18 protein-coding genes and 1 pseudogene are annotated in these 18,874 nt (G+C 28.9%); 3 read left to right on the top strand and 16 right to left on the bottom strand.

What is annotated here, in order from left to right:
- Positions 1–458: 458 nt before the first annotated feature.
- The 8 genes and pseudogenes from CLSA_RS16895 to CLSA_RS16930 form a co-directional block, all read right to left on the bottom strand.
- Positions 459–3,064, bottom strand: a pseudogene (locus CLSA_RS16895) (RHS repeat-associated core domain-containing protein); the annotation flags it as partial.
- A gap of 125 nt (positions 3,065–3,189) precedes the next feature.
- A complete protein-coding gene (locus CLSA_RS16900; RefSeq protein ID WP_022747765.1) occupies positions 3,190–3,768 on the bottom strand; it encodes a suppressor of fused domain protein in 579 nt (192 codons plus the stop codon).
- A 600-nt stretch (positions 3,769–4,368) separates the two neighbouring features.
- A complete protein-coding gene (locus tag CLSA_RS22230) occupies positions 4,369–4,935 on the bottom strand; it encodes a CbrC family protein (protein ID WP_022747770.1) in 567 nt (188 codons plus the stop codon).
- Positions 4,936–4,952: 17 nt separating this feature from the next.
- Positions 4,953–5,780 carry an HNH/ENDO VII family nuclease gene (locus tag CLSA_RS16910; protein ID WP_022747774.1) on the bottom strand — a complete coding sequence of 276 codons (828 nt, stop codon included), beginning with the start codon at positions 5,778–5,780 and terminating at the stop codon, positions 4,953–4,955.
- A gap of 713 nt (positions 5,781–6,493) precedes the next feature.
- Positions 6,494–7,417, bottom strand: coding sequence for an Rpn family recombination-promoting nuclease/putative transposase (locus CLSA_RS16915; protein WP_077393811.1), 924 nt, complete (start codon positions 7,415–7,417; stop codon positions 6,494–6,496).
- Between the two features lie 83 nt (positions 7,418–7,500).
- Complete coding sequence (locus CLSA_RS16920) at positions 7,501–7,755, bottom strand: hypothetical protein (RefSeq protein ID WP_022747783.1); 255 nt, start codon at positions 7,753–7,755, stop codon at positions 7,501–7,503.
- Positions 7,756–8,077: 322 nt separating this feature from the next.
- Positions 8,078–8,386, bottom strand: a complete 309-nt coding sequence (locus tag CLSA_RS16925) for a hypothetical protein (protein WP_022747788.1) — start codon at positions 8,384–8,386, stop codon at positions 8,078–8,080.
- A gap of 18 nt (positions 8,387–8,404) precedes the next feature.
- A complete protein-coding gene (locus CLSA_RS16930) occupies positions 8,405–8,869 on the bottom strand; it encodes a hypothetical protein (RefSeq protein ID WP_022747792.1) in 465 nt (154 codons plus the stop codon).
- 625 nt (positions 8,870–9,494) lie between these two features.
- On the opposite strand from CLSA_RS16930, the gene CLSA_RS16935 reads away from it, so the two are divergent.
- Both CLSA_RS16935 and CLSA_RS16940 read left to right on the top strand, forming a co-directional pair.
- Positions 9,495–9,965, top strand: a complete 471-nt coding sequence (locus CLSA_RS16935) for a DUF4879 domain-containing protein (RefSeq protein WP_022747800.1) — start codon at positions 9,495–9,497, stop codon at positions 9,963–9,965.
- Between the two features lie 14 nt (positions 9,966–9,979).
- Positions 9,980–10,318: a hypothetical protein gene (locus CLSA_RS16940; RefSeq protein ID WP_022747805.1), complete on the top strand. Its 339-nt coding sequence runs from the start codon at positions 9,980–9,982 to the stop codon at positions 10,316–10,318.
- A gap of 510 nt (positions 10,319–10,828) precedes the next feature.
- On the opposite strand, the gene CLSA_RS16945 is transcribed toward CLSA_RS16940, so the two are convergent.
- On the bottom strand, positions 10,829–12,538 hold the full coding sequence (locus CLSA_RS16945) for a methyl-accepting chemotaxis protein (RefSeq protein ID WP_022747809.1): 1,710 nt from the start codon (positions 12,536–12,538) through the stop codon (positions 10,829–10,831).
- A 323-nt stretch (positions 12,539–12,861) separates the two neighbouring features.
- Here CLSA_RS16945 and CLSA_RS16950 point away from each other — a divergent pair, with 323 nt between their 5' ends.
- On the top strand, positions 12,862–13,485 hold the full coding sequence (locus tag CLSA_RS16950) for a TetR/AcrR family transcriptional regulator (RefSeq protein WP_022747814.1): 624 nt from the start codon (positions 12,862–12,864) through the stop codon (positions 13,483–13,485).
- 470 nt (positions 13,486–13,955) lie between these two features.
- Here the strand turns inward: CLSA_RS16950 and CLSA_RS16955 are convergent, their stop codons facing one another.
- The 7 genes from CLSA_RS16955 to CLSA_RS16985 form a co-directional block, all read right to left on the bottom strand.
- On the bottom strand, positions 13,956–15,335 hold the full coding sequence (locus tag CLSA_RS16955) for a methyl-accepting chemotaxis protein (RefSeq protein WP_022747818.1): 1,380 nt from the start codon (positions 15,333–15,335) through the stop codon (positions 13,956–13,958).
- A gap of 396 nt (positions 15,336–15,731) precedes the next feature.
- Positions 15,732–16,115: a hypothetical protein gene (locus CLSA_RS16960; RefSeq protein WP_022747822.1), complete on the bottom strand. Its 384-nt coding sequence runs from the start codon at positions 16,113–16,115 to the stop codon at positions 15,732–15,734.
- Between the two features lie 47 nt (positions 16,116–16,162).
- A complete protein-coding gene (locus CLSA_RS16965) occupies positions 16,163–16,396 on the bottom strand; it encodes a hemolysin XhlA family protein (protein ID WP_022747826.1) in 234 nt (77 codons plus the stop codon).
- Between the two features lie 90 nt (positions 16,397–16,486).
- Positions 16,487–16,756 (bottom strand): hypothetical protein, encoded by a 270-nt coding sequence (locus tag CLSA_RS16970; protein WP_022747837.1) that lies wholly within the window; start codon positions 16,754–16,756, stop codon positions 16,487–16,489.
- A 1-nt stretch (position 16,757) separates the two neighbouring features.
- Positions 16,758–17,192 (bottom strand): hypothetical protein, encoded by a 435-nt coding sequence (locus CLSA_RS16975; protein ID WP_022747842.1) that lies wholly within the window; start codon positions 17,190–17,192, stop codon positions 16,758–16,760.
- Between the two features lie 15 nt (positions 17,193–17,207).
- Positions 17,208–18,242: a hypothetical protein gene (locus CLSA_RS16980; protein ID WP_022747847.1), complete on the bottom strand. Its 1,035-nt coding sequence runs from the start codon at positions 18,240–18,242 to the stop codon at positions 17,208–17,210.
- A gap of 14 nt (positions 18,243–18,256) precedes the next feature.
- Positions 18,257–18,874, bottom strand: a complete 618-nt coding sequence (locus CLSA_RS16985) for a YmfQ family protein (protein WP_022747851.1) — start codon at positions 18,872–18,874, stop codon at positions 18,257–18,259.

Here is an 18,874-nt window from a genome sequence, read left to right on the forward strand (position 1 = left end):
AATGATTTTGGGTCACTTGGCATCATTGATTGAATTTTTCCATCCCTTACTATTACCACTACTCCCTTTTTAGCTTTTTCTGCTCCCTCTAAGAAATATATATCTTTACCATTAACATCTAATCTTGATGCTGTGCACTCATTTTTAACTCTTGATGCTTGTTCAGTAAAATTCTCAAACCCTTGCACAGTATTCTCAAACTTTGATTCATCTACACCAAGTCTTTTTGCTAATGATGGTATACGTTCAGGAAACTTATCCCAATAATCAGCAAAATGTTTAACTCCCTGATTAGTTCCATCTTTTAATGTTCCCCATAATTTAGCTGAAGGTGATTCTAGCATTTTAGTTTTTATAGCTTCAGCCGCCCCCTGATTAAGATAATTTCCACTATTCTCTCCACATACTCCACCCTCAGGTATTTCGCTGCTTCGATATGGATTAGCCTTACTTGCACTTTCATAACCACTAGGATCATAATAATTAACAGGGTTATTCTTACAATATGCATAAAGATTTAATCCATCGCCTCTATAAGTATCTTCTTGAGTAAATCTACCAATAACAGGATTGTAGAATCTGGCTCTTAGATAATATTGTCCTGTAATTCCATCAAACTGTTGGCCAGTATAAGTTATCCTGTTATGAACTTCTTCTTTGCTTTCAAGAACATGCCCAAAAGCATCATAATAATATTCGTTTTTAACATTTTGATTTTTATCAGTAATAAATACTGTACTACCTTGCTCATCTACATTATAGTAGTACCTATTAAAATTAGATTCTAATTGTGAATTTGTATCTTCACTCGAATCTGCAATATCGGCCGCAACAATTTCATGTCCTCTAGTAAATCTAGAAACAACATTATATTCTTTATCAGTTTCAACTAAAACATTATCTTTATGGAATATGAATTTAGTTAACTTTTCATTTTCCTCAATTTCTGCTCTTAAACCTTCAGTATCGTATCTGCTTACTAATGTATTTCCTTCTTTAGTTATAGCTTTTACTTGTTGATTTAAAGTGTTGTACTCAAAGATATTATTTCCAGTTTCAGTCTCTTCCTTTATTGTATTTCCTTGCTTATCGTATGTAAAGTAACTTATTCCACTTTCATCATGGATTTCTTTTAATTGATTTTTTACATTATAAACATACTTTTCTGTAATATCGTTAGTTGTTTTAGTTAATCTATTTCCTACTTTATCATAAGTGAAATATTCGCATCTACCATCATAACTTGCTTCTTTAAGCCTGTTCATGCAATCATAAGTATAGAAGTTTTTATGTTTTGAGCTTACCTTTTGCAGTCTGTTTCCATTCAAATCATACACATAATTATAATCTACTAAAACTTCACCATTTGATGAAATTGTAACTAAGCTTTGAACATTTCCATCTCCATCATAAGTATAATCACTTTTTAATCCATTTCCTACTGTCACTGATTTTATATTATTATTTTTATAATAATCATAGATTGCAAGGCTATTTTCATTATCATCTTGAATTAACTTCACTCTATTTTCTTCATCATAACTATAAATACTGCTCTTGCCTGTAATATCTTTAATAGTTTTGATATTATTATTTTTATCATAAGTATATCTCAAAAGTGTTCTTCCAGATGCACTCTTAGATTCTAATAATCCTTCAATATTATATGTATACTCATATTGCATATTTCCTGTATATGCATTTTTTAAAGTTCCATCTGAATTATATTTGAATCTTTGACTTATTACATTTAATTTATTTTTACTGAAATCTTCTGAATCTTTCATCTCACAATTAGAATTCTGTTTTTCTAATTCTTGTTGTGATTTTTTCCTTTTCATTCTCTCAGTAAATCTATTACGGCCAGGCGATGTATTTAAACTTTTGATTTTTTCTTTTTCCAGCTTTTTAGCTTCTTCTTCACTTTCCTTTTTCTCTAAAGCTATTGCTTCTTTATCTAATTGATATGCTTTTAAATCAACTATATTTCTATCAATGTTATATTTTCTATCTACATGATTTTGATTTCTATCAATGTGCTTAGTTAAATTTCCTTCACTGTCATAATAGAAATATTCACTATTTCCTTCTTGATCTTTTATTTCGCATACTTGTCCTAAACTATTATAGAAATATTCTATAGTTCCACCATTTGCATCAGTAGTACTTGTTATATTTCCTGCATAATCATAAGTGTATTTTTCAACATTGCCCTCTGGAGTTGTTATTTGAACAATTCTTCCCCAATCATCTAAAAGATAGCTTGTTTCATTTCCATTACCATCAGTTATTCCTGTGATATTTCCTCTAGCATCATATTTATAACTTTGAGCTGCTTTATTTTCCATTCTTGAATTTGGAGTAACAATATTTTTTATTTGACCAAGCATGGTATAAGTATATTCTACTTTGTTATTTTCTCCATCAATTGAAGCTTTAATATTTCCCTTAGGATCATAAGTATTTTTAGTTATGATTTCTCCTAAAGCATTCTTTACTTCAACTACTTTTCCTTTTAAGTTATAAGAATAAGTCGTACCAACACCATCATCTAAATCACTATCATACTGCTCTGGCAATACTTGTTTTATAATTCTATCATTTTTATCATAAAATAATCTTGTTTTATTGCCTGATGCATTAATAAAATGAGTAAGCCTGTTCTTTGAATCATATATATAAGACTTTTTCTTTTGAGTTCCTTCTTTAGAACCTTCACTTAAAGATATAACATTATTAGCATTATCATATTTATAAAAATGACTTCTAAAGATTCCGTTTTCTTCATCTTTTTCATACTGCTCTATAAGGCACATTCAAAAAAATAACAAGTCCATCTGCCAAGCCTATTTTTCATCATGCTGCGTTAGCAAATTCCTCTAATAGCCTGCTATGAGACAAATCTGCTTCCTTGCCTGATGAAAAATAATCATGACATTTTGGACTTGTTATTTTCTTTCATGTGCCTAATCCTATCAATTTCATCATAAACTCTTCCAATTTCATATCCTTTTGGAGTTATTATCTTAGTTATATTACCATTTTTTCCATACTCGTAACAAGTTACATTATATTTAATATTTTCTCCACTTTCATCTTTTTCAACATTAATGTATTTTCCATATAGTCCTGACTTAAATATAATTAAGGGGTTATGGAGATGATTAAAATCATCAATAGTTGCTTTTATTATAATATCGATTTTCTGTTTAAGTTAAAAATATCTATTTGTTTTTCCTCAAAAAGTTCCTCTAATGCATCAGAACCTTTATCCTTTGCATACTTGAACTCCTCTTCAGAAATTGGAATAGCAAGTAGCCAAGCAACTTTTTTGTCTTCAAAACTTAGAGTTTTTAACCTATCGTCCCAAAGGAAAGGTGAGATAAACAAAATATGTTTCATAAAACAATCAGGCATATAAAACTTTACTACATTTTCAAATATAACTCCTGGATAACATTTAAATTTAGTGTTCATTATATTGAATGCACAACTTGCTACTATATTCCTAAAGCAATCAACTCCCGAAGCACATGCTCCCACTATTTCGACACGCAAAGGTACAGTATCTGCTTTATATCCAATAGAATAACTTGAAAGACCTATTGTTGAATACGAAGTAATTCCATTATATGGTCTATCACTGCATGAGAGAATATCAATTGAATTCTCTTTTTTATCATCCCAATATTTTGTAACTAATGGCTTCCCTCCAAACGCATCAAAAGCTGATTTTGCTATTATCTTATTTTCATTATGTATACTCATTATTTATCTCTCCTTTATCATGGACCAAAATATTGTTCTGTCATATCTTCACCTTGGTGGCTTCGATTAGAACTTGGCAACTCTGGACTATAATATTCTTGACTTCTTTGTGCAATTTTCTTTTTACTAAACATTTTTAAATCATTGGATTTTTCATAGATAAGCAAATATGGACTTAAAGTTAAGACATTATAATTTAGTTACTAGATAAAAAACTACTGTAAACTAGATTTAATCACATGAAAAGCCGAGAGCCATTATAATATATATAATCTGGATAATTTTTCAAGAATATGTTGTAATAAGTACTATGTTAAACTATAGTACAATAAACAATTGTAACTCTATATGAAGCAAAGCTATATAATATTGCATCTAAATTAAATAATACAAATAAAACTCCAATGGACAAATTACTCCATTGAAGTTTTGCTATTAGTTTTTTGGTATTAAGTCTACCTGTATATTACTCATTTTTAAAAATATACCACCTAAATAATTTTCCCAATAATAATCAAGTTTTTATACTAACATTATTGCAGTTCTTACTGTAATCAAGGATATATTATTATGTTTTAATAACATAACTCCGAAAATTTACTAATAACTTTGACATATGGCAATATATTTTGAACAATTAATGCATTCAAAAACAAATACTGCAGTGTTTCTCCCAATGTCATTCCAAAAGTAATCAACATTATCAATCTTACTCCTACTAAAATCATCCAAGATAGATATAATATAATTCTTTCCATTTCCATCTGGAGCCTGCTTGATTATTTCATCCTTTCCCCATTCACCTAAATATCTACCAAAGTCACCACAGCATACTGGCCAATCATTATATTGAATCCAAGGTACTGGAGGATTCTTACTTAATTCGTCTATTAAACTATCTGCTCTTTCTTCTGGTTGGTTGTCATTTTTCACATACCTAGTTTCTTTTAAGTGATTTACAATCCTATTTTTTATAAAATCAGGAATTTTCACCGTGATTTTACCTTTTGATAAACATTCAAGACAAACCGAAACTACATCATCACCACAGTCAAAATATTCTCCTTCAAGACAATTTTCATTTGATCCACAAGATTGACATTTCACATCTGTAATTTCCGCATTTTTTATCGGATTACTAAAATACTTAAATTCTTCAATATTCATTTATATATCCCTCCATTTTACTTATTCCACCTACCATTATCCCATTCATTTTCCCAGTATTCACGTCTATGTTTCCTAAATTGTTTTCTATCAATTTTAGATGGTTCATTATAGTTTGGATGATTTTCCTTATAGTTTTCTCCATACCTATGGTCAGATGGATGCATCTCATCAAAAGGCCCCTCAGGCTTCTGATCATTATGATGTATTTCAATCGGACGTCCATCTTTATTACTAATAGGTGCATTTCCTCGACTTTCCGGTGAATTCACTTCATCATTTGGTACTTTATTTCTTATATTGTTTATTATAGGATTATTTGTAGTTCGTCCTGCCCTTTCTTCAATCTGCGTACTTCTGTTTTCTATTACTTGTGACTTATATTCTACACCATTAGCACCACCAGTTCTACCTGGATGCATAAATATAGTCATAAAATTTAATACATCCATTGCCTCAGGATTTTCATCTTCCCACTCAGCTATTGATGCCAATGCATCATATACTGAAGAAGATACCCATGCATCAGCAACCTTTCCCCAGAATCCATCTCCTGATTCCCCTTTATTAATTCTATACTTATCATTGTTTTCACCATTTTCAGTTTCATTTTCCCTTTCTGATAATCCAGCTCCAAACATCGCCATAAAAGCCCCAACCAGCACTTTATTGGCTTTTTCTATCGCTTCATTAATTTCCTCTTCATCAATCTCTCCATTTGCAACCGCTGCTTCAGCTCCAATAACTGCTTGTCTTACTGAAGATATTTCTTCTGCTACTGCAATTGCTACTGCCACAACTGCACCTACAACGCTACTTACCAAATTTCCAATATTAAAATCCATACTTATCACACCTCTTACTCAAACGGAACAAAAGTTTCTCTACACCTTCCATATATTTTTCTTCCTCTATACTTTAAATTTTCTTTATGATTGTCTGACTACAATAAATTTTATTATTCGTCCAGAAACTCATAAAAATCCTCTCAACGTTTTATTTCTTTTTAACTTTAAGTCTCTTATATTTTATTTATCTTTAGTTATCTCCTTATCATTTCCCATAAATTATTTTAAATAACTTGTTATTACTAAAAATACAATTTATTCTATAATTATAATATTTTTGACTTCTTTGTGCAATTTTCTTTTTATTAAACATTTTAAAATCATTGGACTTTTTATAGATAAGCAACTTATGTCTTATGTGATAACAAACCGAAATAGAGATCATGTTTCTGTTACTGAAAATTTTGATATCTATACTCTCAAAAAATAAAAAAACATTATCTTCTAGATAGCAGTCATTTTTTCAAACCGCTATTTAAAATATAATGCTTTATATAATCTTTTTTATAGTTAATTTTTCTTATTTTATTAAATCAGTTTAGTTAACGTATTCCTCTCAGTTATTAGTTTAACAAAAATGAGGTTTCGTTTATAATAAAAATTCTCCAAATTTGATACTATTTTTAAATTACTAACAATACTACTGATATCAATGTTTCTATAACTTAGAAGCTAAATTGCTAACGTACACTAAGATTTTCTTCATGTACTTAATTTAATTCTTCATTAATTTTCTGAACTTCCTCTACACTTAATCCAGTTCCTTTTGCAACTATATCAACATCTAACCCCATAATCAAAAAATTCTTAGCATTTTTTATTGTTGCTTCTTTTAATCCTTCTTTAATTCCTGTTTTAATTCCTGTTTTAATTCCTTCTTTAATTCCTTCTTCCTTTGCACTCTTTAGTCTTGTCATTTGATCATGAAGTTCGGCTTCCCTCGATTCATACGCAGCTCTTGCCTTATCATCTTTACTTATAACTTCAAGAATATTATAAGCTTTTCTTATTTTCTCATTCTTCTCTGCTAACATCTCAAACGCCTCCTTATTTCTTGCTTCTAAAAACATCATCCATTGAACAACTAGGTCATCTTCGTCTTTGAGAATGTTATTATCAAACAATTTAGGTAGTTCTAGATAATGAATCTCTAATATATCTGTTAACTTTTGATTAGTTTCATCCTCTGTTATATGAAAACTTGTATGAAGTTTATTTATTTCTATACATTTAAAATCAACTATATTTATAGTGATACATTTTTTGAGTTTATCATAAGTATCTCCTGATTTTATCTGCCCATTATACATCTTATTCCAGTAAAACAGAGTTCTTTCTGCCATATACTCCGTATATAAAACTTGAATTTCTATATCTACATGTTCGCCATTCTTGGTTTTAGCTCTAACATCTAGTATTCCTTTTCTATCTTCTGCAAACTCTCTTAGTAATTCTGTATTACTGAGTTCTATATCTTCTAATTCATCATGTGGCATTTTAAGTATTGCATTCAATAGCTCTATTAATAAATCCTTATTCTTACTATCTCCAAATAATAATTTAAAAACAAAATCATTTTTAGGTGACATTATAAACCCATCATCTAAAACTTCTCTCCTTAACACTTTAATCACCACACCTTAAATATATTTATGCTTTTATTATATACCACAAAATGCTTTTATTAAACCAAAAACTAAAAAGGAACATCATAAAATTAGATTTCATGTGCCTTAGCTAATTCTACTATAGAATATTTTTCATCACATTTTGGACAATAGTAAAAAATCGTAACTTCATATGCTTTATCATATGATGGACCTGTTATAATTCCATCAAACTTTTTCATTCCTATATACTTTTCACTTGTTACTTTCTTCATTTTTGTCCCACATATTTTGCAAACTTTCTTCTTAAATAAAAAATATTTTAATTCTTTAAATTCAAATGACCACTGTTTTATGTTTCCCAATCTCATCTCTCCATTAATATGTTAATTAAACTTATACTGACACTCCAATTCTCAAAAGTGCAGCTTACTTTTACTCATACCCTTTTAATCTTTCATTAATTCTATACCTAATAAAAGATCGCTATTGATTTTTGACAATATACTCGATAAAAATCTGTATGCGTAAAGCCTGTTACAAGACTACCAATAATAAATGAAGTCGACATACATGTGATAATAATTATCTTAAAAGAGGTCATGCATTTGTATCGTGTTACCGAAACAAATGCATGACCTCTGTTTTGCTTGTTCATCACATAAGTCTAAATTCAAAGTTGTTTATTTATTTTAGAAGTAAAGCAGCTATACTTAATGCTGATAAAAAGAAACTAATCAATAAACCAATCAAAGATGCTAATATTCCTGCAAAAGCAATATTAAACCCATCACGTTTTTTTGCAATACTAATGATTCCATAAATTATACCTACAATACCGGTAATTATAGAAATAATAAAAGCCCAGCAAAGTCCTAAGGAAATTATCCCCCATACTAATGAACTTATTGAAGTGCCATTATTTTTCTTCGCTAATTGATTAGTTACTACTGCTTTTTTATGTTCAATATTCACATCTTTATTATCGCCATCCATATATATATCACCTAAAAATTATCTCATTACTGAGAAAAGAGCACATAAAATTAATATTTGAATAGCAGAGCAACCTATAAAGGAACCTATCAAAGCACCTTTATTTTTTTGAAGCGCAAATTTAACATAAAGCGAACTCATCAATGCACCTAAAACTAAGCTTAAAATTCCAGAAAGCAGATAACCTCCTAGTGTGCTTACTCCGATAAGTACCCAAACAAATGCAGGTACATTGCTTATTGGCTCATATGGTTTATTGCTTCCAAGAAACATACCATTGACTGCTAAATCTACTTTGTTGCCAATTGCAACCAATTTACATTCTGTATTTCCAAAATTAATACCATAATCAATTATATTGATAAAAGAATTTGATGATTTTACTTTATAAGTTTCACCATCTACAATAATTTTTACTCTTAATCCTGTTTTATATTGAATCTCATGCTTAACTCCATCAGATTCAACTTCCCATTTTTTCATTATTCCCCTCCATTAAACCCAAAATTTCCCTAGGAGATTATAACATATTGCCATTAATTATACAAATAACAAATACCAAAAAATAAAATCTCAGCAATCTGAAGTAAAAGTTGCTCAAAGAAAAGTTACAAAATTTGAAGTCAAATAATATTTGATCACATGAAAAATATGATTTAACTTAGCTTTAGTATCCTTACATTTATATTTCTCCTAAAATTCACCAGTGGATTTAACTGCATTATAATTTCTAAAAGAATGAAAAAATTGCCTATGCTGAAATTAAGGAAGAAGTAGCTACTGAATGTTATGCTGACGTTAAAGTTAGTATGCAAATAGTTTTCTGAGTGTTGAGTTTTGTTGGCTCTACCCTTTACATTTAACAGTATCCTAAGAATTATAACCCAATTTTACAACATTCTGAATAATATTTGTTTATTATATGTTAATATTATGTAGAATAGTAAAATATACAAAATTGAGAGAAGGTATTTTAATTATGAAATTTAAAAAGATATTATCAATGTATATTAGTGCTACAGTATTTGCATCAATTTCAACAAATGCTGTTTTTGCAAGTACCAATCATAATGCCAATACACATAAATAAACTAAAATTAATAGTATTATGACGGATGAACAAGAAAAAATTAGTCAAGAGTTTTTGAGTAAATATCCAAATTTAAAAGATGACTATATTGCTGATAAATTAAAAAACAATAAAATACAGACTTTAGGATTAAGAGGAATGGCTCCAAGGCTTAGTGATTATTATATTTATTTTATAGGGGATTCCAAAAATGGTAGTACTTACTACGGAGAAAATATTGCTAGAAATCAAACAGTAACTAAATTTGATCACAATGGAACAATATATATATTAACTGAAGAAATTGGATATGGTCAGGAGTCTGCAACATTTAATGGTCAAAATGTAAGCAAATACGATTCAGTAACACTTGATTTTAATGGAGATAAAATAGTTGATGGTTTTATTGACATATGGAAAATAGATAATGTTACAAGTGGTGATTTTTCAACCATTTCCATTTCAACTAACGGAACTGGAGTTTTTAAGACTGGAATACATATATTATAAGGAGTTACAGACGAATGAATTTATTATCGGTTCAAAGTAAAAATCTATATAATTATAATACTCTTTACACTAAAAACAGTATAGAAGAATCTACTTCATCTATACAGAAAGTAGATTCTTCACAACAAAATAAACTAATAGATAAAAATGACAATACTCCTCCCAAAGCATGCGATATATTAAGAATAGATAGAGAAAATAAAACTCAATACTTAAATGGAGTAAAAATCGATGAAAAATTTATGAAACTGTTGGCGGCAGGAAAAACGTATAGTGAAATAATTAATATTTTAAAAACAAAAAAGAATGATAATACAGATGATGAAATATTAGAAAGAATAATTAATAGTTAATTGTAGGTATTTCTTCAGCAGAAGTTGTTCCATTCTTGCTTGTCCTTAACTTGTTTGAGGAAGATGCAGAAATTGAGCAACTTCTACTTGTAGAAATTCATATCCAAGTTATATATAATCCAAGAAAAAGAGGGTATATAGTAAATTTCTGTAAAACAAATCTACTACATACCCTAAGTAAGTTATTACATAAGTCTATATTCAAAGTTATTTATCTATATATAGATATCCAATTTAAGAATTCACTTATTTGTAATTAATATCTCCACTAGAAATCATATATATATTTGTGAAAGAGGCATTTGAAATTGAGCTGTTGAAGATTCTTAATGGGAAATTGTTCCATTTACTGCTTGTCAAAATGAATATTTGGAACATGTAGAAATGGGCACAAGCTCCCATTTAGAATCTTCCAACGAAAATTTCATAAGTCCGATGGAACAAATATATATATAGGATTTCGGTAAGTTACCACATAAATCTAATTCTTGATTTGGATATCTATATGAGCTAAATTTTAAACTTAGATATTTCTCCTCGTAATTTATCAGCATTTTCTTTTGAAGAATGAGCTTCTTTTAATATTATATTAGATTTATCACTAACTTGTGAAACTCTAACTGCAATATCAGTTGTTCCTCCTGCTCCTTCACTAGCTGCACTTGCAACTGAATCAATGGCTTCTAGCACACTTCCTAAAGACGCTAAAAGTTCCTCTGAAGTCGCACTAAAATTTGAAACAAGTGAATCAATAAAATCGGCATCTTTGCTGTATTGTTCTGAAATATCAACTATATTACTATAATCCCTTGCTACATCTGTTTCCATGAAATCTAATAGCTTATTTGCATTTTCAGAAAGATTCTCTACTGACTTTGTTACATTACTTGTTATACTTTGAATTTCAGCTACCGCATTTGTAGATTCTTCAGCAAGCTTTCTTATTTCCTCCGCTACAACTGAAAAACCTTTTCCAGCTTCCCCTGCTCTTGCAGCTTCAATTGCTGCATTTAATGCTAGAAGATTTGTTTGTGATGTTATCTCCATTATAGAATCTGACAGTACATTTATTTTGTCTACGACCTTTGATGATTCTATAGCTTTTTCAAGCTCAGCTTTTGTCTCCATATATACTTCACCTGACCTTTTTTGTGAAGCTTGTACATTCCCTCTCATATCTGTAGCTCTTTGATTTATTTCCCCCGCTTTAATTGCTCCTTCTTGCGATTTTTGAGCAATTGTTTCAACAGCACTTCTTATCTCCTCAGATGTTGCAGACATTTCTTCTGCAGAAGCTGCTGTTTCTTCCATAGTTGCAGATAGTTCCTCTGTATTTGCAGATACCTGTTCTATATTTTCATTTAAGTTATTCATATTAACTTCAATCTCACTTACAACTGCTTCGATATTATCAGTACTTTCACTAACAGATGTAACAATATTTCTTAAATTACGAATAAATTTATTTATACTAAATGCAAGATCATTGATTTCATCTTTAGACGAAACAACTATATCCTTTGTTAAATCTCCACCCTTTTCTGAAAGTTCATCCAATTCCCTTTTTAAAGTTTTCAATGATTTTCTTATAGATTGAATCATAAATATTGAAAGCCCTATTCCAATAACACTAACTAACACTATTGCAATTATATTTATTTTGACAGATCTAGAATATACTGCATCACCTTCTGCACTAGTACTACTAGCATTATTTTTATTATATTTTACTAATTTCAATAAAGAATCAGAAGTTGCAGCAAAAGCATCTTTTGACTTTGTATTCATTATTGCCATTGCATCATCTGTTTTTAAACTTCTACTTAATTCCCTAACTTGTTTATGTAAAACTAAATAATCAGACCAATCTTTTTCAGCAGCATCAAATAGTTTTTGCCCCTCATCACTAGATATAGTCTGTTTATATTTACTAAAAACATCTTCTATTTCTTTTTTCTTTGCTTCCATATCGTTTTCTTTTGTAGACATTGTATTGTCATCTTGAGCAATAATATGCTCATATTCAAGGATTCTAAAATCTGAAGCCATGGTACTCAATTCCTCTGAATATATAACTTTGGGTACAATTCTGCTAGAAATTAGTGTAGATTGACTGTTTACATCTTTTAAAGCAAATAATAAATTAGCACCAATACAAATAATAGCAATTATTAAAATTGATACTAAAAAATACAATTTACCTTTAATTGTTCTCAACATTAGTTCTCTCCTTTCTTAAATTTAATTACAACACGAATCATTTTTTCATTAATCATAAACTTTAGCATTAATTTAAAGCCAACACTAAATGATTCTATTGGATATATCCCCTATCTTTATTTAAAAAAACATAATATGATATAAATATCACATTTCGGTTAAATATTAGCATAGCGTTATATGATTGTCAACCAAAATTCGATATTTTTCTCACATTTTGGTTGACTAAGAAAAAACCATATTTTATAATGAATTTACATAATCATGATACTAAAAGCATTAGATATACTCATTTGTTAATCACATAAAAAGGAAGTTATATTATGTCTAAAATTAAAATAAGAGAACCACGTCAAGCACGTTCAATAGAAAAAAAAAGAAAAATTGCACAAGCAGGAATAAAGCTATTCCGCGAAAAAGGTTTCCATCATACCAATACCAATGAAATTGCAAAAGAAGCTGGTGTCTCTACAGGAATTGTCTATCATTATTTTCAAGATAAGAAAGCAATTCTTTTAGCAGCTATAGATGAGATAATTCCTAAGTTTGATGTCAAAATACTTGAAGAATTACATTTATCCAAAGATAAAAAGATATTACAAGGTTTTCTGTCTGACATTATAGACAAGGTCGTTCAATTTCATAAAACGTTCAAGTCGTGTCATGAAGAATTTGAAGCTATGCGACATTCAGACCCAGATGTAGGAAAACATATGAATCAGTTTAAAGATAATCTTTTATGTAAAATTGCAGATACCTTGCCAGCACTTGGTTTTGACATTTCTAATCCACATGAAAAATTAGATATGATATATGATATGATAGACCACTACTGTCATTCAGTAGTGGTCCATAAACGTGATAAAGTAAATTATGATGATATGAAAATTCTTATTGTAAAAAACATATTAATTCTATCAGATTTGGATGCACAATTCTTTGAATAATGCACGTGAAATAATTGGAATTGCATTCCAAGGTAGAATAAACATAATTACACTCAAATTATAGAAATTTTATGACTTATTTAATTTAAATGATATATAGATAAAAAAACTCTACTTATATATATAACTCTGAAAGAAGCTGTATTCTTTTTCAAAGTGTTGCATTTAAATTAATGTTGTAAGTATTTCTTAAATAGAAGTTGTTCTATTCTTGCTTGTCTTAAGCTTGCTTTAGAATCATGCAGGAATGGATGCAGCTTCTGCTATGTAAAAATCCACAGACAAATTAAGCACATGAAATTCAATGTGCCTTATATAGCAACCGAGAAAAATAATACAGCTTCTTTCGTTAGGTCATATAATAATTCCAAACCTTAAGTTAAGCATAGTCAAAAATCAAGCCACTTCCTTATCTTACGAAAAATAACCATTATATTTTCAACTTTTTATTTTCTTTCACATACCTTTAGTTATCTATAAAGCTTTTTTATCTCATCTAAAATTGCGAAAACTTGATTTGAACATTTGTCCATTTCTTCTAAGCATTTTTCTGCAGCAGATAAATTTCCATTTTCATATTGCACAACTGCTTCTTTTGCTATTTTATGTAACTCTATATGAGGCTGTTCAAGTTTTAAAAATACACTATTATCTTTTATATTGCTACAATCTATACCATAATACCATTTTCCTAAAGCGCAGTTTTTATAATCTGCAACAACATGAATATCTACCTTCTCATACCCTAAAATCATATTATATATTTTCCAGCGCCATAAAAGATGATCTGTCTTATATATTTCTATCTTTTCAACATCTGATAAACAGTTATTATCTTTAACAGCATTTACTCTAACCATATCTATTTCTTTACTTAAATCATAAATTGATTTTCCTGTTTTATTACTGCTTGAATTTAAATAATCTGCCTCTACTGATATTTTCGATATAGATTCTGCAACAGTATGAGTAACTGCTGTTTGTTCCTCAGTATTAGCCGCAACTTGTACTATAGTTTCATTTACTGACTCTATAGCTGAATTTATTGAATTAATTGAAACTAACACATCATCAACTATTTTTTGTCCAGAACCTAGTTTGGCTGATGTCGAATTTATTTTATCTACTGAAACATCTATACTTTTTTGCAATTCTTGAATATTCATTTCTATATTAAGAACTGATTCCTTTGTATTTTCAGCTAAGCTTCTAACTTCATCTGCAACTACTGCAAAACCTTTTCCCTGCTCCCCTGCTCTTGCTGCCTCAATAGCTGCATTAAGTGCCAAAAGATTAGTTTGATCTGCTATTCCTTTTACCATATCTACTATGCTATTTATAGTTACCGTCTTTTCTTTAACGTCTTCCATAGTTTTATTTATTTCATTCATTTCATAAAAAGAATTTTTAACAAATTCCATAGAGTCAGTTATCTTAGTCACTCCATCTTCAGCTAATTCTTTTACGCTTCTCGACTTATCCGCTACAGTTTCAGACATATTAGCAACCTCATCAATTGATGCAGATAATTCCTCGCTGCTAGCAGACATAGAATGTAATGCATCAGTCTGCTTGTTAGAACTACTTATCATTTCTTTTATTATATCCATCTTTGTTGTAGTTTGTAGTAACTCATTAATCTGAAGAGTAGTATCCTTTTTAAAATTACAAATTTGTTTAATCATCTCATTCCATTTATCTGCTACTTTGCGAGAACCAAACTTTTCTTCATCGACTTCATAAAACTTTCCACTTATTGCATCTTCAAGTACTTCCAATAACGTTTTTTTAAAATTTTCATCTAAACTTTTAGAAGTATCAACTTCGTTCCTTTTTAATTTATTAAACATTTTTATTCTCCCTTAAAATAATTCTTTATTTTCATAATTTTAACAATACATATAATTATATACTAATTTAATCTATCTTTCTACAAAAATATACCGTTATAGTATTTTTTTGTTTACTATATTAGACGAATTTATTAAAAATATTATTTAATATTATTGACATATAACCTTTTATGGAAAAAGATAAATTATCGCTAAGAACATTATAATTTTGCTTTTATTGTTTTTTTGTAGAAAGATACATGCAAATTAATTATGCAAATAAAAATAAAGGACAATAAACAACTACATTTATTTCAAGATATTTAATGTATTATTAATTTGATCTATTTTGGACTTTAAATTTGTATTTTCAATTTGTAACTTACCCTTATCTTGTTGCAAAGATGCTATTTGTTATTTTGCCGAATCTTCTGTAATTACCGATTTACCTTTATTAACTTCTCCCGCTATAGCTTGCCTTAAATAGTCTATATTCTCTTGAGATAGCCCTGGTATCTTTTGCAATAATAATTTATCAAATTCATCTGTCTTAGAACCTAAAACTTGTGCTACATTCTCTGTTATTCTAAACTTCTCTTCAATTATATCCCATACTTCTTTAGCAGTATTTAACTCTTCTTCATATCCTAAGCTTTTAATGTTTTTTTCAATTTCTTCTTTCTTCTTTGTTAATACTTCAATTAATATATCTCCAATAGTTTTAATTGTTACTGCTAAAATTGCTACCACTGCTGTAGCTGCTATTGGAGCTATTTGACTAATTAATAATTCCTTCATCTTTACATTCCACCTTTTTCAATTCTACTTAACTATTCCTGTTTGAACTACATAACTATTCCTGTTTGAACTACATAAAAAAAGAAGCTTATCAAAGCTCCTCCTATTGCAGTTATAAACCATTTAATCATATTGGTTAATGATTTAAGATTTTCACACAAATTTTTAATTTCTGTTTTAAGCTCTCTGCCATCTTGTTCTAACTTATCAAGTCGTTCACCATGATTGTTAATTCTTCTTTCATGCGTTTCAATTTTATCTTTAATTAGTTCCTCATTCATGTACTGCTTCCTTTCTTCTTTTGGAGCAATAAAAAAAGACTTGCTAAAGTCTTAATGTATTGCCGCTTATTGTATTATTTAATTTCTACTTTATTGTACATTAGTTTGTTGTGGATTTGCTTCCTTCTGTGAATTTACCTCAGTATTATTATCTGTAGAATCTTTAGTTTTGTGAGCATCAGTTTCTACTGGTATTATCATTTCTCTAAACTCTGCATATTGCTCAGAAGTTATAGTTTCACCTGCCAAAAATATATTAAGTGTATTTGTTATTTCTTCTACATTTAAAGTATTATTAGCTTTCTCTCTTGTAATTCTACTTTTTAATATTTTACCTATTATTTCTTGCATTTTTGTCATTTTACATCACTCCTAAAATTTTATTTTGTTCTTTTTGTAATATATAATTTTCAACCTCTGAAATATTATTTGAGTTTTGTTTTAAATATTTTGATATATTTGAAATACTGTCATTTAAAGCTTGCTCATTTTTAACTTGCTGTGAATACTCAGTATTTCTCTCATCAATTTCTTCTTGGGTATAATATTCAATTTCTAATTTTTTTGTTTCTATATTGACTTTATATGATTTTGATGTTGTTAATATATTAAAAAGCGTACCAAATTCTACTTCTACATAATCTATATCATCAGGAATTTTATTTTTTAGGGAATCATATTTTTTCATGTCCTGTTCTTTTGTTGATTCTAAAATATCATCTTGTAATTCAGAAGTAATTTGAAGTATGTTACCAGTTGATATTTCATAATAAAATTTTGATTTAATTTGTGCCATATATTATTCCTCCTATTACGCACGTTTTACTGCTATCCAATTTGAAACTACTGATGTATAATAAAAACCACGTACAGTAGTATTTCCTGATAAAGTTTTTCTTGGCATTCCTTGAGTCACAAAAATATTGCTATAATCTACTGGAACATTAACATTACGATATTGAAGAGTATTTGCAATATTAGAGTAATCACAATATATTGTATCATCATCATTATCTAAAAATGAGTAAATTATTCTATTTGAATATGTATCAAATACTGTATAAAAAGTATTTGATACACCCATTTCATTTCTCCAATCATAACAATATGCAGTTCCTGAAGCTGTAGTTGTTGTTATTACAAAATCAGGTGTAAAATCTATGCAAGGAGTTAAATCTAAGTAAAAGTATATTTCATTTCTTGAAGTATTTCGAATAGACTTTGTAACTTGAGTAGTGCCTGTAGATATTTTTCCAGCTGACATATTTCCTATGGCAGCAGCTAATTGCTCGCCACTCATACCACTATTTGCAGAGCCGCCTTTGTTATTAATAGCATCTGCTACCTTAGATTTAACATTAGCGGCAGATTGAAAAAGCGATTGACCATTTACATATATATCTCCATTTGGTATCCATATACTACCAGAAGTGCTAATGTTACCAGTTCTAGCATCTATTGATACTGATGGTTTTCCTTGAACTCCAGTGTTTGGACATGCATTACTAATGCTAACTCCATACCAAGATGATATATCTATATTATTTTTTTTATCCAATCCTGCATAATCATTTACATTATCTACCCTAATAGTATTAGAGTTTGCTCCTATGAGTCTATCATGAGAATGTGAATTAGCTGCGAAATCACTAGCATGTTTTCCATCAACAGTATCAGCATTTAATCCTCTTTGCACACTTCCATCTTTTTTTACTGCATCACCTAAATTATCATTTATCTTTTTAAGTTGTGTATCTAAAATATCTGTATTGTAATTAATATCATCTATATTTACTACATCTGTCCCCTCTGGCTTTTTTAAACCGTAATTTGTAGTTTTTAACATACAATCACTCTCCTTTATTCATAAACTTTTAATTCATTCCAAGTTTCTGTTTTTGCATTATTCCAATTTAAATTCTTTTCATTCAAGAAATTCCATACCGTATACGTATATTTAAAATTATAAGAAAGATGTGCTGGCTTAATATCTTCCAGCATATTCTTAAACGCCTGCATATTCTTAGGAATACCCTTAACCCCTATAAATTGTACTGTGAAAGAATAGCTATGATTATCTTCTATTATGTTTACTTCTCCTCCACTGAATGCTTCTGCAACATTTTTAATCATCTGCTTAGTTGTAGTTCCTTGACCACGTTTTTTTGCCTTAATTACTTCTCTTCTTTGCTCATAGCTCATGGCTAAATTAGTTTCAATCCCATATTCCTCTTCTAGATATATCAATCCCCAAGTTGCAGTATCTATAAAGAATTGCTTTAAAACATCTTGTGAGTAATACAAAAGGCTACCTATCTCTGTGCCTTGCACATAATAAATAGCCTTCATCTCTGGTATTTCAGATATAAAAGTTGGTACATATTTAGTTAAATCAACGAAGTATTTTTTTAATTCTTCCGAACTTAAAATGTCTTCTGCATATTTAACTAATCCATATTTAGTTGTTCCATATTCCAA

Origin of the sequence: Clostridium saccharobutylicum DSM 13864 (assembly GCF_000473995.1) — a bacterium.
Lineage (GTDB): Bacteria > Bacillota > Clostridia > Clostridiales > Clostridiaceae > Clostridium > Clostridium saccharobutylicum.